The sequence below is a fragment of the Streptomyces tatrensis genome, from assembly GCF_049310065.1.
Lineage (GTDB): Bacteria > Actinomycetota > Actinomycetes > Streptomycetales > Streptomycetaceae > Streptomyces.
Genome location: NZ_JBMDLB010000011.1, coordinates 1,694,325 through 1,708,931 on the forward strand (window position 1 = coordinate 1,694,325; position 14,607 = coordinate 1,708,931).

The 14,607-nt window shown below is 69.3% G+C and carries 13 protein-coding genes; 5 read left to right on the forward strand and 8 right to left on the reverse strand.

Annotated elements, in window-relative coordinates; translation table 11 throughout:
* Positions 1–70: 70 nt before the first annotated feature.
* A complete protein-coding gene (locus tag ACODT5_RS23340) occupies positions 71–211 on the reverse strand; it encodes a hypothetical protein (protein ID WP_422525275.1) in 141 nt (46 codons plus the stop codon).
* A gap of 146 nt (positions 212–357) precedes the next feature.
* Positions 358–2,334 carry a galactose oxidase early set domain-containing protein gene (locus tag ACODT5_RS23345; RefSeq protein WP_422521248.1) on the reverse strand — a complete coding sequence of 659 codons (1,977 nt, stop codon included), beginning with the start codon at positions 2,332–2,334 and terminating at the stop codon, positions 358–360.
* A gap of 331 nt (positions 2,335–2,665) precedes the next feature.
* Between ACODT5_RS23345 and ACODT5_RS23350 the strand changes: the two genes are divergently transcribed.
* Positions 2,666–4,930 carry a Dyp-type peroxidase gene (locus ACODT5_RS23350; protein WP_422521249.1) on the forward strand — a complete coding sequence of 755 codons (2,265 nt, stop codon included), beginning with the start codon at positions 2,666–2,668 and terminating at the stop codon, positions 4,928–4,930.
* Positions 4,931–5,748: 818 nt separating this feature from the next.
* On the opposite strand, the gene ACODT5_RS23355 is transcribed toward ACODT5_RS23350, so the two are convergent.
* The 5 genes from ACODT5_RS23355 to ACODT5_RS23375 all read right to left on the reverse strand — a co-directional run bounded on the left by ACODT5_RS23355 (position 5,749) and on the right by ACODT5_RS23375 (position 9,937).
* Positions 5,749–6,294: an MFS transporter gene (locus ACODT5_RS23355; protein ID WP_422521250.1), complete on the reverse strand. Its 546-nt coding sequence runs from the start codon at positions 6,292–6,294 to the stop codon at positions 5,749–5,751.
* Between the two features lie 146 nt (positions 6,295–6,440).
* Complete coding sequence (locus ACODT5_RS23360) at positions 6,441–7,424, reverse strand: Rv1681 family radical SAM protein (RefSeq protein ID WP_422521251.1); 984 nt, start codon at positions 7,422–7,424, stop codon at positions 6,441–6,443.
* Between the two features lie 30 nt (positions 7,425–7,454).
* On the reverse strand, positions 7,455–7,796 hold the full coding sequence (locus ACODT5_RS23365) for a hypothetical protein (protein ID WP_422521252.1): 342 nt from the start codon (positions 7,794–7,796) through the stop codon (positions 7,455–7,457).
* Between the two features lie 427 nt (positions 7,797–8,223).
* A complete protein-coding gene (locus ACODT5_RS23370) occupies positions 8,224–9,387 on the reverse strand; it encodes an IS630 family transposase (RefSeq protein ID WP_422517275.1) in 1,164 nt (387 codons plus the stop codon).
* 133 nt (positions 9,388–9,520) lie between these two features.
* Positions 9,521–9,937, reverse strand: coding sequence for a VOC family protein (locus ACODT5_RS23375; protein WP_422517274.1), 417 nt, complete (start codon positions 9,935–9,937; stop codon positions 9,521–9,523).
* A gap of 77 nt (positions 9,938–10,014) precedes the next feature.
* On the opposite strand from ACODT5_RS23375, the gene ACODT5_RS23380 reads away from it, so the two are divergent.
* Positions 10,015–10,599 carry a TetR/AcrR family transcriptional regulator gene (locus tag ACODT5_RS23380; protein ID WP_422521253.1) on the forward strand — a complete coding sequence of 195 codons (585 nt, stop codon included), beginning with the start codon at positions 10,015–10,017 and terminating at the stop codon, positions 10,597–10,599.
* Positions 10,600–11,209: 610 nt separating this feature from the next.
* The gene (locus tag ACODT5_RS23385; protein ID WP_422521254.1) at positions 11,210–12,418 is read left to right on the forward strand and encodes an NAD(P)/FAD-dependent oxidoreductase; all 1,209 of its coding nucleotides are present in this window, start codon (positions 11,210–11,212) and stop codon (positions 12,416–12,418) included.
* Between the two features lie 27 nt (positions 12,419–12,445).
* On the opposite strand, the gene ACODT5_RS23390 is transcribed toward ACODT5_RS23385, so the two are convergent.
* On the reverse strand, positions 12,446–13,072 hold the full coding sequence (locus tag ACODT5_RS23390; protein WP_422521255.1) for a YigZ family protein: 627 nt from the start codon (positions 13,070–13,072) through the stop codon (positions 12,446–12,448).
* A gap of 116 nt (positions 13,073–13,188) precedes the next feature.
* Between ACODT5_RS23390 and ACODT5_RS23395 the strand changes: the two genes are divergently transcribed.
* A complete protein-coding gene (locus tag ACODT5_RS23395; protein WP_422521256.1) occupies positions 13,189–13,593 on the forward strand; it encodes a CoA-binding protein in 405 nt (134 codons plus the stop codon).
* A gap of 144 nt (positions 13,594–13,737) precedes the next feature.
* Positions 13,738–14,577, forward strand: coding sequence for an HAD family hydrolase (locus ACODT5_RS23400; protein WP_422521257.1), 840 nt, complete (start codon positions 13,738–13,740; stop codon positions 14,575–14,577).
* Positions 14,578–14,607: the final 30 nt, after the last annotated feature.

Below are 14,607 nucleotides of genomic sequence, written 5' to 3' on the forward strand. Positions count from 1 at the left end.
CCGGGTCGCGCAGCGGCCGCAGGCTACCCCCGGCCGCGGTGGAGGCGGTGAAGCTGTAGAGGCCGCACGTTCAGGTTCTTGTGCCGTCGATCGCGCCCGTGGCCATCACCTGGGTACGGGGGACCATCCGCCGCTCTTCCAGCGGCGCCCCACCGCCGGCCCGCAGCCGCTCGTTCGGGGCGCGGCCGTCGTCGTCGGCGTCCCGGCGCACGACGTCCACTGTGTGGCGTGGTCGAGGACAAAATCTGCGGGAAGGGCCGGCAGGGCTCGGCGGGGCTCACGCGGGCTGTCCGCATTGAGCCCCCAGCCGTGTCCCGTGACCAGGCTGGGGGCTCGTCCCGGAGGTGCCGGCGGGTGTCAGCCGCCGGGCTTCACCTTGGTGGCGGTGGCACCCGCGGCGACCGTCGGGGGCTTGAGCTGGATCCAGCCCGCCTTGCTCGGTGCGCCTTCCTCGTTGAGGAGGAAGAGCATGTAGTGGCCGGGCGGGGCCGCGGCGGCGGTCGGTGGGGCCTGGAGCTCCAGGAAGTTGCCGCTGCGGCTCTTGATGCGTAGTTCTAGGTGACGCTGGCTGGTGTTGATCGAGTGGGTGGCGGTGGTCGGGGCCAGCAGGACGGCGCGGGTGACGTCGTTGGGCGTGCTGGTGCTGACCGTGATCTTCTCGTTGTAGGCGACGCTGGGGTTGAAGATCAGGCCGAGCGCGGGGCGGCTGCCCTGGTGGAGATAGGCGGGCTCGTAGATCTCGATGCTGCCGTTGTTGTTGTCGGTGATGTCGGGGTCGTTGGCGAGCTGCTGGAGCTCGTCGCCCGTGACCATGACTCGGCCGTCCGGGAGGACCACGGCGTTGGAGTGGTAGCCGCGCGGAAGCCGCTGGACGGGGCCGAGCCTCCAGTCGCCGTTCTCATCGCGCAGTTCGACCTGGCGGTACTTGAGGTCGGCGTTGGGGTTGTACGGCCCGTTGCCGTAGTCGCGGATGTCGAAGGCACCGTTGACGGTGAGCAGGTTGCCGTTCGGCAGGAGCAGAGTGTCGTCCTGGGTACGGCCGAAGGCGCGGGGCTTCTCGGTGTTCCACTTGCCGCCGGCCAGACGGTAGGTGTTCGGGTCGTTGCGGTCGCCGCCGAGGACCAGGACCGAGTCGGGGCCTCTGAAACCGGCCGGCAGGGGGACCGCGGAGCCGTAGTTGCGCCTCCACTCCCCGCCGTCCGGGCCCGGCTTGCCCTTGTTGATGTCCGGGCGGTTCGGCAGGTCGGTCTTGGTGTCGGCGGCGGTGTCGAAGAGCCATTGCTGGTCCACGGAGCGGCCGAGTCCGTAGATCTTCCCGTCGCGCAGCGAGAACAACTGCGGGTAGTCCCACTTGAAGGGGGCTTCGGTCTTGAGCTGGTCCACTCCCCAGCCGATCGGCTTGACCGACTTCTCGAAGGGCACCTGTTGGGTCGCGGCGGGGAAGCGCTCGACGACCGGGGTGGGGGTGCCCCAGCCGAGCTCCGACTGGCCGGACATGATCACCTGGCGTCCGTCGGCGCCGGTGACCACGCTCGGGTACCACCGGCCGACGGACATGTCCTTGTTCAGGTACCACTCCTCCGCCCAGGGGTCGAAGACCAGGGACAGCTTGGCGCCGCTGCCTCCGTTGCCGCCGAGGTTGCCGCCGAAGACGCCGAGCATGCCGTTGGGCAGGTAGGAGTGGCCGGCGCAGAAGAACGGGGCCGGGCGGGGTTCGTTCTTGCCGTCGGGCATGTTGATGACCGGTGGCTTCTTCTCGGTGAATGCGCCGGCGCCGGTCCCCTTGGCAGGGTCCCAGATCCAGGCGCGGCCGGCGTTCTCCTTGCCGATGGTTTGGGTGGGGGCGGGCTCATTCTGCGGGTTGGTCTCGATCCGCTCGAAGGAGAACAAGAGGACCTTGCCGGTGGGCAGCAGCGCGATGTGGGCCGCGAAGTCCGGGGACTGGAAGTACTCCCGGAACCGGCCGAACTCGGCGGCGTCGAAGGACGCGTTGGCCTTCTCCTGGGAGGCGGTCAGCGCCTTGAGCCGCGCCGTGCGGGTGGTCTGCGGGTACTCGCCGATCCCGGCCATGGCCATTCGGGTGCGGGCGTGCTCCTCGGCGTGTTCCTTGCCGAGTGTCGCGGCCTCCTCCGGGTCGACGGTGACCGGTGCGCTCGCCGCCCGGGAGGCGGGGCCGTACGGGACGTCGTCGCTCTCGTCTCCGTGACCAGTGTGGGCGAGTACGGGGCTTGCCGATGCCAGGGCCATGGACACGGCCATCGCGGTGGCGGCGCAGACGGAGATCGCCGTGGCGAGCCTCCGGCGGGCGGGTAGGCGCGGATTACTGCGGGACATGGGACTCCTTGCTGGCGAGAGGAAGGCACAGCGCTCCGACTGGGGGACACGTCGGCTGACACGGGCTGCGCCAGGACTGCCACATGATCACGCACAGTGACGATCTTCAGTGTTGAGGCGCGCCGGTCGGCTGTCACCCCGAGACGTGCAGGCGAGTGACTCGGACCACCCAAAGGCTTCCGCGCGCTTTCGACCAGCACATTCGGGGCGTGAAGGGGCGGCGGTCGGCGTAATCGGCCAGTCGGTCGGCGGGAGGGTGCGGGAGTGCCGCATAGGTTGTTGATTACTCTGCGCAGCATCGGCGTGGAGGTGTCGATCTTCTGGAGAGCGAATGGTGGACGATCTCAAGCTGCGTGAGAGCGACGACATCCAGGGTGATGTGATCGCCGGCTTCAAGAAGGACCAGATGACCCTGCTGTTCCTCAAGTTCGAGGACGCGGCGCGGGCGCGCACCTGGGTCAAGGCGCTGGAACCGCAGATCTCCACGACGCGGCAGGTGGCCGTCTTCAACGCCGCCTTCAGCAAGGCCAGGAAAGCCTCGGCCGGCGACGACCCGAAGGCGCTGAAGGCCACCTGGATCAACGTCAGTCTCACCCACGAGGGCCTGCGGCAGCTGACCGGCAAGGATCCGCTGCCCTCCGTCAAGCCCGGCAGCGGCCTGGAGGCCTTCAAACAGGGCTCGGACAAGCGGGCGCTCGGGGACACCGGCGACAGCTCGCCGGAGATGTGGCTCTTCGGCAACGGCAAGGGCCAGGTCGTCCACGCCGTGCTCACCGTCGCCTCGGACACCGTCCAGGACCTCCAGGCGACGGTCAGACAGCAGCGCGAGGCATGCGCCGCGGCCAAGATCGTGATCGTGTTCCAGCAGGACGCCGCCACCCTGACCGGCACCCGGAGGGGGAAGGAGCACTTCGGCTTCAAGGACGGCGTCAGCGAGCCCGGTGTCATCGGCTTCGACGAGCCGGACCCCGTCAAGCCCGAGTACGTCAAGGGACATCACGGCACCCGGCTGATCCCGCCCGGCGAGTTCGTCGTCGGGCACGACCGGGTCGGTGGCGTACCGCACGAGACGCCCGACTGGGCCGACAACGGCAGCTTCCAGGTGGTGCGTCGGCTCGGCCAGGACGTCCCCGGTTTCTGGTTCCAGGTCGCCGGGCAGCTGAAGGCGCTCAAGCAGGCCAAGGTGGTGCCGCCCGAGGCCACCACGGAGTGGCTGGCGGCCCGCCTCGTCGGCCGGTGGCGGTCCGGCACCCCCGTCGCCACGTGCCCGAATGCCGACCGGCCCTCCAGCGCGCTGGCCGGCGAGGACAACGACTTCGGCTACCGCAACGACCCCGAGGGCTTCATCACCCCGCTCTTCTCACACCTGCGCAAGACCAACCCCCGGGACGGCCTGCAGGAGAAGCCCGGCGACCGGCCGTTCGACGAGAACCCGGTGATGGACCGCCGCCGGATCATCCGCCGCGGCGCCCCGTACGGCGCGCCCTTCGACCCCGCCTCGGAGGGCCCCGGAGGGCCCGACGAGAAGCGTGGTCTGCTCTTCGTCTGCTACCAGTCGGACCTTGTGCAGCAGTTCGAGTTCATCCAGAAGGCGTGGATCGACAGCCCGGACTTTCCACCCAACCGGACCAACAAGCCCGGCCCCGACGGAATGGTCGGCGCCGCCGGCAAGCTCAGCTACGAGACCCCCGGCAAGACCACACAGCTGAGCCTGAGCCAGTTCGTCTTCACCGAGGGGTCCATCTACGCCTTCGCTCCCTCGCTGACCCTGCTGCGGCTGCTCGGTGACGGCCGGCTCACCGACACGCCGCCCGCGGTCGTCCGGCCGACCGACGCCTTCCTGCCCATCCCCGACATGCAACGGGACAAGGGCAAGAGCTGGTATTGGGCGTACGGGGCGGCCAGTGACGGCGCCGTCTGTCGAACCGTCTCCATCGCCGACGGGGACGAGCACACGGACGTCCGCGAACGCCCCGACCGGCCGCTGACCATGTGGCCGTGCTACGTCGGAGTGACGAAGGTCGACGCGGTCCTGCCCGTCCCGGACGAACAGCGGATCAATGGCCGCAGCCGGTTCTGGCTGTTCCACACCATCGAGGGCCGGCAGGTCTACCGGCGGATCTGGATCGCCGACGGCGCCGAGTCCGGGCTCCCTCCCGAGCAGGCGGCCGGGACCGACCTGCCGGACCGTTCGCTCTCCGCTTGGGCCTCGTTCAGCGGCATCGAAAGGGTGGACGCCTTTCTGCCGGTGTCCGACATGCAGCGGGTGAACGGCAAGAGCCACTACTGGGTCTTCCACACCCTCATGGGTCGTCAGGTCTACCGGCTCATCTCGGTCGCCGACGGCAGGATGCACCAGGACGCCCTCGAGCGCGGCGACCGAGGGCTCGACCTGTGGCGATCACTGACCGGGATCACACGGGTCGACGAATTCCTCGCGGTCCCGGACATGCAACGGATCAACGGAATGAGTCTGTTCTGGGTGTTCCACCAGGACCAGTACCGGATCATCGTGATCCGCGACGGCCACGGCCACGAGGACCAGATCACGGTCGAGGACCGACCCCTGACCATGTGGAGGTCCCTGACGGGCTGACGGGTGCCCTGCCCTTGGCCCTCGGGAGCGGCCGCTGGACCATGGCCACCGCATCCCCGCCACGGCCGCCACCGCGGGCGGCCGTGGCGGGACGGAGAAGCGGGTGCGGTCGCGGCGTGTTCTGGCCAGGCAGTCGGGCCGTGGCTGTCGACCAGTTCCTCCCCACGAGCACATGGCGGCCGCGCAGAGCCGCCGCACCGGCAGCAGATGGCGAACGGTATCGCCCGCCGGAACGTTGGGCATCGCGAGAATCAAGGGAAGGGTGACGAAGGCCCGAGGGTGACGATCGGCGCCTCGGCTTCGGGCCGGGCGCGTGCCGAGGCGGCGGAGCAGGTCGTCGAGTGTGGTGCCGTACCTGTCCGTGGGCCATTCGAAGGTGATCCGCAGCTCGCCGCCCACGTACTAGTGGAACGGGTCGATGGGTGCTCCCCCGTTGGTGCACCGACGTACCAGCCGACCACGCCCTGGACCACGGCCGTGGCGGGCTCACCACCAGGTCCTCATCGTCGGCCTGGGCGCCTGCCTATCCCCGGCAAGATCTGACGGCCGAACCTGATCGGCAGCGGCGAGGACACCCACACCGCGATGGCGGCTCCTGCCGCCGTCGCGGGACACACCGCCCGTAGCACGGGCGCATCACCTTCACATCGACGCTCAGTGCCCCGGCCAGGGCCTGCATGCACTGCTGCGGGCCGGGGATCCCTGGCTAGGCCGAGCGACCGCAAAATCGCGCCCCCCGATGAACCCCCGCCCGCCCGACGACCACCTGATCCGGATCCCTGGACGCGTCCACGCGGCGCCTGCCGCGCCGGCCGTCCTCATGGCCTCGGGTGTGTCTCGTACATCCGGATGGCGACGACCAGTCCGGAGACGGCGGTGAGGGCGGCGACGGCCCAGATGGCGGTGGTGAAGCCGAAGGCGTCGGCGAGAGCTCCCGCCAGGAGGGCGCCGACGGCGAAGCCGCCGTCGCGCCTCAGCCGGTAGACGCCGACGGCACGGGCCCGCCAGGCCGGATGGGCAACGTCGCCGATCACGGCGAGCAGGGTCGGGTAGACCATCGCGGTGCCCGCCCCGAGCAGGATCTGGGCGAGGGCCCAGACCGGGAAGGCGGTGCCTGCGGCGACCAGGCCGATGGCGGCGGCCTGCACAAGCATTCCCGCGGTGATGAGGTGCTTGCGGCCGATACGGTCGGACCACCAGCCGGTCAGGATCTGACCGAGGCCCCAGACAGCGGGATAGAGGGCGGCGAGCAGCCCGATCCGGGCGATGGACAGGCCGTGGGCAGCAAAGAGGAGGGGAAAGACGCCCCAGGCGAGGGCGTCGTTGAGGTTGTTGACCATGCCGGTCCAGCTGGCTGAGGACACGACCTGCCCGTCGAAGCCCCCGGGCCTGAAGCGTGCGTTCCAGGCTCGCGTAGGCGCATCATGGGCGGCTTTCCCGCCGGCGTCGGGAAGGGTTCGCCCGGCTGCTGACCGCCGCTCGGGCTGCCGACGTCTTGGGGCGCGTTGGCTCATGCGCAGGGGAAGGTGCGGGGCGATGCCTCGGCCGTCAGACGGTAGGTGCGGAACTGTTCTCGTACGAGGTCGATGGCGGTGTGCAGGGGGAAAATGTCGCGGGTGACGAGCTGTTCGTCATCATCGGCTCCGACGGGGTGCCAGTAGACGCCGTCGGCGGTGATGGTGACCTCGGGTACCAGGGTTTCCACGGTGAGTTCCAAGCCCTCGTCGGCGGCGCCCTCGTGGGCGAGGGGTCGGATCACCTGGTTCTCGTGGGCGATGCCGAGTGAATCGAGGAAGGACCGAAGCTCCTTCTCCTCGTGCCGGCCGTCGGTGGTGAGGGTGGCGGCCACCCGTACGGTGAAGCCCTCGCCGAGGGCGGTGCGGATGCCTGCGACGGCCTTGGCCCAGGTGCCTTTGCCGCGGTGGGAGTCGTGCAGGTCGGAGGTGGCGGAGTCGAGGCTGATCTGCAGGGTGAGCCGGTCGCGGGGCATGGCCTGGAGCATCTGGAGCCGGCGCCCGCGCCACAGCATTCCGTTGGTGAGGAGGGTGGTGGGCAGCACGGCGGTGCACGCGGTGACGATCTCGTCCAGGTCGGGGAGCATGAACGGTTCGCCGCCGGTGAGCAGGATTTCGTTGACGCCCGCGTCCGGGGCGGCCTTCGCGATCTCCTTCACCCTGTCCACACCCAGTGCCCGCCTGGCCGTCTGTGGTGAAGACCTGGCACAGCAGTAGTCGCAGGCGAGGTTGCAGTCGAAGTTGGTGTAGAGCCACAGCCGTGCTCCGGGTCGGCGGGCCGGGGGCAGGGCGGCGATCGGGTCGGGTGGGCGGCCTCTGCGGACGGTGATCGTGGTGTCGCCGACGGTGGTGAGGGTGTTGCCGGTGCGTTCGCACCAGGAGGCTGCGAGTGCGGCCTGGTCCGGTGTGGTGATGGAGAGCGTGATGGTGTCGCCTTCCGCCGTGGCGGAGAGCTTCTCGACGAGGTCGAGGATCACCATCGGGATGCGATCTCCTGTTGACTCGTCTCGTCAGAGGTCGACGCGATGCTCGGCAGCTGATGGGTCATCGACGGAGCCGTAGCGCAGGACGACGTGCGCTGGCCGGAACGGCAGGTCGTTCAGGATGGGTTTCATGACAGCGAAGAGTGCGTCGGCGTCCGGTCCGTAGGCGTAGAGGACCACCTTGCCTCCTCCGTACTCGTTTCCGTCGAACTCGCCGACGTCAGCTTGCTCGATCGCCTCGGTCAGCAGGGACTGAGCCTGGCGGACGGCCTCCCGTTGGCTTGGATCGCCGAGGCCGGCGTCGGCCAGTCGGTAGTGAGCGATGACGGCATGCTCAACGTCGGTTTCTACTTCGTCTGTGTCGGCCATGTGGGAAACGTTCTCATCCCAGACCGACATCCTCGCCGGCCTGGCCTCCGGGACGCCGTCCTAGAAGCCAAACCTCGACGTCCTACGCCAACGCGTACTCCTCGCCCCGTGACCCTGCGACATCACAAGATCCCCGACAGAGCCGAATAACGAGAACGTTCACACCAGAAGATGTGCGGCCTGAAGCCGGGCGGAATCGTGCCACCCAGGTATTCCTCTCCCGCAAGAATCGGACCGCACCGGTCCGCGGTGGCTGACTTACACCTACCGGCCCCTGGCTTCTACCGTCCACACACCGTCACCGCCGAGACCGATGTCGCCAAGTTCGCCCGTCCGATCCTGGTTGCCCAGGTTGCCGATAGACCACCGAAGGCATCGAGGCTGGGCTTGTCTAAGTGGTCGGCTCCGGAAGTCCTTCGGGGGTTGATCATGCTGCGAGTGCCGTGGAGGATTCCTCCAGTAGGTCGGTGCCTGCGTGCCGGTCGAGTCTGGCCAGCAGATCGTCCAGGTCGGAGGTGGTGAACTTCCACTGGAACGGCTGTGCCGTGGTGTTGTAGCGGTCTTCGAATCTTCGGAGACGGTCCCTGACCTGGTCGAGGTCGGTGAAGTCGTTGGGTGAGACGACCTTGCGCTGCACGATGGAGAAGAAGATCTCTATCTGGTTCAGCCAGGAGGCATGGACGGGTGTATGGACCATGACGGCGTTCGGAAACCTGTTGGCCAGGCGGTCTATGGCCGACTGGCCGCGATGTGAGGAGCCGTTGTCGACGATCCAGTACACGCGTCTCGCGCTGGCGTAAGGCTCGCTGGTCATCACCTGCTCGACCAGTTTCATGAACGGCACGATGCCGGTGGTCTGTTCACAACGGCCGAAGACTTCGGCCCGGTGGATGTCGTAGGCGGCCAGGTAGGCCAGGGCTCCGCCGCGCCCGTAGGTGTGGTTGACGCGCATTGCGCGGGCCTGGCCGGGGGCCAGGGTGGGGTGGCAGCGGGCCTGGATGGAGGTCTTCTCATCCGCGGAGATGACGAACTCGTCTTCGCCGAGCGGGACGCTGTCGAAGGTGCGGGCGTAGAGGTCCAGGACCCGTTGAGCGGTGGCGCGGAAGCTCGGGTCGCGGATGAAGATCCAGGAGCGGTGCTGCCAGGGCTTGAGTGCGTCGTCCTTGAGCCAGCGGCGCACCGTGGAGGCGGAGATCGTCTCGGTGATGGCCCGGGTGACGGCCTCGCGCGCGAGCTCGGGGCATGACCAGCGGGAGAGCGGAGTTTCGGTTTCGGTGGGCAACTGGCAGGCCAGCGCCTTGATTTCGGCGATTTGCAGCGCGGTGAATGTCGGCGGCCGTCCCGATCGCTTGCGGTCGGCCAGGGCAGGCACCCTGCCGGCTGCGAATCGGCCGCGCCAGCGGCGCACGGTATCCACGTGCAGGTGGGTTTCGGCGGCGATCCGGGCGTTGCCGCGACCTCGTGCCGCCAGGAGCACGATCGCCGCCCGCTGGCGTGCCTGGTGCGGAGTTTTGTGGCCGTAGGCCATCTTCTTGAGTCGGTGGCGCTCGGAAGCGGTCAGCTCCACGGGCACGGCAGAGCACACGGGCATGGAAGGAGAGCGGCCCATCTCTCGGGGCGGTGAACGGGAGGGACAGCTCCGGCTTCCCTCACCGGCGCAGCCCTCAAGTCCCCGGTGGCCAGGGCGTGCCCGATAGGTCGTTGACGAACACGCCCCTCGGGGGTCAGCTGGTGACGTACTGCTCGCGGTACTCCGCGGTGGGGGCGATGGGCGTGATCACATCGATCAGGACACCGTTGGGATCGGCCACGATGAAGTGTCTTTGCCCGAAGTCCTCGCTGCGCAGTTCAAGGATGGGGTGCAGCCCCTCGCTGGTGACGAGCCGTTCCCATTCCGCGTCCACGTCCTCCACCTCGAAGTTGAGCAGCATTCCCTGTGCGGGGATCCGGTGGCCCTTGGGAACCGTTGGGTGGCTGTGGTCGAGGAGGGCGAGCTCGTACCCGGGGTCTCCCGGCTGGCGCAGGCTGACGTACCAGTCGGCCTCGAACGTCGTCTCGAACCCCAGCAGCCGGGTGTAGAAGTCGCGAGACTCTCGCAGCTTCGCTGTGCCGATCACGGGATAGAAGCCGGTCAGCTTCATACCTGAACCCCTTTCACATACCATTAGTATGCGAATGACGGTATTCGCATACCGTCGGTATGTCAACGAGGAGTGGGATGGGCATCCGGGCACAGCAGCGGGAGCAGACCAGGCAGGCGCTGCTGCGGGAGGGCAGGCGCCTGTTCTCAGGCAGCGGCTACGGCGCGGTGGGCCTGGCGGAAATCGTCCAGGCAGCCGGGGTGACCAAGGGCGCGCTCTACCACCACTTCACCGGCAAGGCGGACCTCTTCCGCGCCGTCCTGGAGGAGATGCAGCAGGAAGTGGGCCGGCGCGTGGCGGCGGCCGCCGACGCCTACGACGATCCCTGGACCCAGCTGACCGTCGGCTGCCAGGAGTTCCTCACCGCGACCACCGATCCGGACATCCAACGCGTCATGCTGGTCGACGGGCCTGCCGTACTGGGATGGAGCCAATGGCGGGCGATGGACGAAGCCGCCTCGGCCCGCCACCTCGCCGACGCGTTGTCCTCCCTCATCGACGCAAGGATCATCGCCCCGCAGCCAGTCGCACCACTGGTCCACCTGCTCTCCGGGGCAATGAACGAGGCCGCCCTGTGGCTCGCATCCTCCTCCGACCCCGAAGACCTGGACCACACCAACGCCGCGCTGACGCAACTGCTGCAGGCCCTGCGAACCGGTTGACTTGATGACCACACAACAGGGCGCAATCGCTCCGCGATCGACCATGCACCCCACACGACCAGTGCTCAAGTCAACCCCCGAAGGACTTCCGAAGCCGACCACTAAGTCAGCACCGACCCAGCACGGTTGAGGTTCGCAGGGGTGATGACGGGTGATGAGAGGTCAGCACCAGGTCAGCACGGGGATACAGGAGGGCCCCGCCGAGAGGCGAGGCCCAGGTGCTTGACCTGCATATTTGCGCTCGAATGAGCGTTCATGCTAATGGATGCGTCAAAAAGGTGTGCAGGAATCTCACAGAATCGTCCTGACCTGCACGTTTACCCCTACTGCGCCTCAAAAACCAGCACGAACCAGCACGGGGCTCGCAGTCGACTCCTGCCACGCTAACGCATGCCGCCCCCCGATCCACCACTCACCTCGGATCACCCCGGAAATGGGAAGTCGTTCCCCTCGCCGCCCAAACGATGCACCTGCTTCCCCGCGCTCGCCGGGTGCGCGGCGGGGCCCTGCTGCTCGCCGTCGCCCGGGGCGGTCCTCCCTGGGCGGTGGCCGGCGCCGCCGCCTACCGTGGAACACAGAGGAGACCCACCCCTTCGGGGAGGCGATCGGGATGACCGGAAAGACCTACGACGCCGTGATCGTGGGAGCCCGCTGCGCGGGCGCGAGCACGGCGATGCTGCTGGCCCGCCAGGGCCGCCGGGTCCTGGTGGTGGACCGGGCGGTCTTCCCCAGCGACACGCTCTCCACCCACCTCATCCACCCGCCCGGGCTCGCGGCCCTGCGGCGCTGGGGCCTGCTGGACCGGGTCGTCGCCACCGGGTGCCCGGAGATCACCACGTACACCTTCGACCTGGGCCCCCTCGTCATCTCCGGGTCGCCGGCCGGCCTGGGCCTCCAGGGTTCGTACGCGCCCCGGCGGACCGTCCTCGACAAGATCCTGGTCGACGCGGCGGTGGAGGCCGGCGCCGAGGTGCGCGAGAAGTTCACCGTGGAGGGCCTGGTCACGGAGGGGGACGCGGTGACCGGCATCCGCGGCCACGGCCCGGACGGGGCCGCGACCGCCGAGTACGGCCGGGTCGTCATCGGCGCCGACGGCGCCCACTCGGCGGTCGCCCGCGCCGTGGACGCCCCCCGCTACGCGGAGAAGCCGAAGCTCCAGGTCAGCTACTACACGTACTGGGCGAACATGCCGATGCACGGCGGGTTCGAGGCGTACGTGCGCGGTGACCGCGCCTTCGCGGCCTGGCCCACCAACGAAGACGTGACGCTGGTGATCTGCGGACTGCCGATGCGGGACTTCGAGGCGAACCGCGCCGACATCGAGGGCGGCTATCACGAGACCCTGGACCGGGTGCCGGCCTTCGCCGAGCGGATCGCCGCAGCCACCAGTACCGGACGGCTGGTCGGCACCGCCGTCGAGAACCATTTCCGGGTCCCCTACGGGCCGGGGTGGGCGCTGGTCGGCGATGCCGGGTACCTGAAGGACTTCATCACGGCCCAGGGAATCCAGGACGCCTTCCAGGACGCCGAGTTGTGCGCGCAGGCCCTGGGCGACGCCTTCGCGGGCCGCAGTGCGTTCGAGGACGCCATGCGCGGCTACCAGCGGGCGAGGGACGAACGGGTCATGCAGATGTACGAGTTCACCGCCGGGTTCGCGGCCCTCGAACCGCCGCCGCCCGAGATGCAGCGGGTCCTGGGCAAGGTCGCCGAGAGCCAGGACACCATGGACGGCTTCGTCCGGGTGAACGCGGGCATCACCGAGCCCGGCGAGTTCTTCTCCGACCCGCGGCTCGTGGAGGCGGCCCAGCCGGTGAGCTGACCCCCCTGACACGTCCCCCGCCGGCACTCAGGGTGCGTACGTCTCCCCGCCCGGCGTGAGAGTGGCGCTCCCGGCGGTGCTGTCGGCGAGCCATGCCTCGAAGGCGGGCAGGTCGGCCTCGGGGAGGGCGATCTCGATCTCCACGGCGGCCCCGTAGCGCACGTCGACCACGGTCCTGCCGGTGGAGCGCAGGTCGTTCTCGGTCTTGCCGGCCCGCTGGTGGTCGACGGTGACGGTGACCAGCCGGTAGCGGTGGCGGGTGACGGTGCCGAGCACGTCGAGCGCCTCCCCGACGACACCGCCGTAGGCACGGATGAGCCCGCCGGCGCCGAGTTTCACGCCTCCGTAGTAGCGGGTGACGACGGCGACCGCATAGCGGATGTCCCGGCGCGTGAGCATCTGGAGCATCGGCACCCCGGCGGTGCCACCGGGCTCGCCGTCGTCGCTGGCCTTCTGCACGGAGGCGTCGGCGCCGATGACGTAGGCGTAGCAGTTGTGCGAGGCGGTGGGGTGCTCCTTGCGGATCCGTGCGACGAACTCCTGCGCCTCCCGCTTGGTCGCCGCCGGCGCGAGCGCGCACAGGAACCGCGAGCGGTTGATCTCGGACTCGTGCACACCCTCACGGGCCACCGTCACGTACTGGTCTGCCTTCACCCGTCCACCCTACGGGGAATCCGACATGCGTCTTTTCTGTTGATCGGGACGACGGCCATCAGCGGCCATCAGCGGTTCGGACGCAGCAGGACCAGCAGCAGCAGGAGGCGGCACACGTGTACGGCGACCCGGCAACCATCCGCAAGATCCTCACCGAGCTCGGCGACACCTGGGCCGTGGTGGGCCTGTCCAACAACCAGGACCGGGCCGCGTACCGCGTGGCGGAGGTCCTCCAGCGGTACGGCAAGCGCGTGGTCCCCGTGCACCCCAAGGCGGAGACGGTCCACGGCGAGCAGGGCTACCCCTCGCTGGAGGCGATCCCCTTCAAGGTGGACGTGGTGGACGTCTTCGTGAACAGCGCACTGGCGGGCACGGTCGCCGACGAGGCCGTCGCGAAGGGCGCGGAGGCCGTCTGGTTCCAGCTGAACGTGGTCGACGAGACCGCCTTCGACCGTACCCGCGCGGCCGGTGTGGACATGGTCATGGACCGCTGCCCGGCGATCGAGATCCCGGCCCTGTAGGACGTCCGGGAGCCTCCCGCCCTTCAACCCTTTCAACGCGGCTCAAGTATCCAAACCGCCCAAACGGTACGAATACTTGAGACCGCGCCTCCCCGTCGGGGTCTGCCGCGCACCTCGGACCGACCCCGACCAGGGAGTGCCACCGTGATCAGTCATGCCCAGAGCCAGGCCCGCAGTCACGCCCACAGCCACGCCCGGATCGCCGTGCTCGACCTCGACGGGACCCTGGCCGAGGGCTCGCTGGCGGGACCGTTCGTGGAGTCGCTCATCGCCGGCGGCGTCTGCGAACCGGCGGCCGGGCGGGCGGCGCTCGCCGCGATAGCGGGCTACCACGACGAGGACGCCGACCCGCAGGACGCGGCGGCCCACGCCCCCACCGCCGCCGCTTTCTACGCCCACTTCGCGCGGGCCCTCGAAGGAGCGGACCGGACCGACGTGGAACGGGCCGCCGAAGCCGCCTGGCCGGAGGCCCGGAAGCGGATCCTGCCCTTCGCCGACGAGCTCGTACGGCTCCTGCACGCGGCCGGGCTGCGGACGGTGCTGATCTCGGGGAGCCCGTACGAGATCGTCCGGCGCGCGGCGGCGGAGCTGGGCATCGGCGAGGCCCACGGCATGCGGGCCGAGTTCCGGCGCGGCCGCTGCACCGGAGCCCTCACCACCACACCGGCCCTGCCCGGCGGCAAGCGCGCGGCGCTGCGCACGGCGACCAAGGGCAGCCCGGTGGACCGCCGGAGCTCCTTCGCCATCGGGAACTCCCCCTCCGATGCCGAGGTGTTCGAGCAGGTCGGCCTGGCCGTCGCCTTCGAACCGGACCCGGTCCTGCGGGGCTGGGCGATGGACCGGGACTGGATCACGGCCGACCGGCGCGACGTACTGGCCGTCTGCCAGGACCTGATCGCGAAGCACCCGGTGCTGGGCGCGACCCCGGAGACGGCACGCGGGACGTCCCGCGGCGCCGGTATGGGGGTCGCCGGCCCGCGCTGACCGCGCACGGGACCTGCCCTACCCCGCCCC

Coding starts and splice junctions, on each gene's coding strand:
- ACODT5_RS23385 (WP_422521254.1), top strand. CDS start 11,210: ATGACCGGAAAGACCTACGACGCCGTGATCGTGGGAGCCCGCTGCGCG.
- ACODT5_RS23350 (WP_422521249.1), top strand. CDS start 2,666: ATGGTGGACGATCTCAAGCTGCGTGAGAGCGACGACATCCAGGGTGAT.
- ACODT5_RS23365 (WP_422521252.1), bottom strand. CDS start 7,796: ATGGCCGACACAGACGAAGTAGAAACCGACGTTGAGCATGCCGTCATC.
- ACODT5_RS23360 (WP_422521251.1), bottom strand. CDS start 7,424: ATGGTGATCCTCGACCTCGTCGAGAAGCTCTCCGCCACGGCGGAAGGC.
- ACODT5_RS23370 (WP_422517275.1), bottom strand. CDS start 9,387: ATGCCCGTGTGCTCTGCCGTGCCCGTGGAGCTGACCGCTTCCGAGCGC.
- ACODT5_RS23345 (WP_422521248.1), bottom strand. CDS start 2,334: ATGTCCCGCAGTAATCCGCGCCTACCCGCCCGCCGGAGGCTCGCCACG.
- ACODT5_RS23375 (WP_422517274.1), bottom strand. CDS start 9,937: ATGAAGCTGACCGGCTTCTATCCCGTGATCGGCACAGCGAAGCTGCGA.
- ACODT5_RS23380 (WP_422521253.1), top strand. CDS start 10,015: ATGGGCATCCGGGCACAGCAGCGGGAGCAGACCAGGCAGGCGCTGCTG.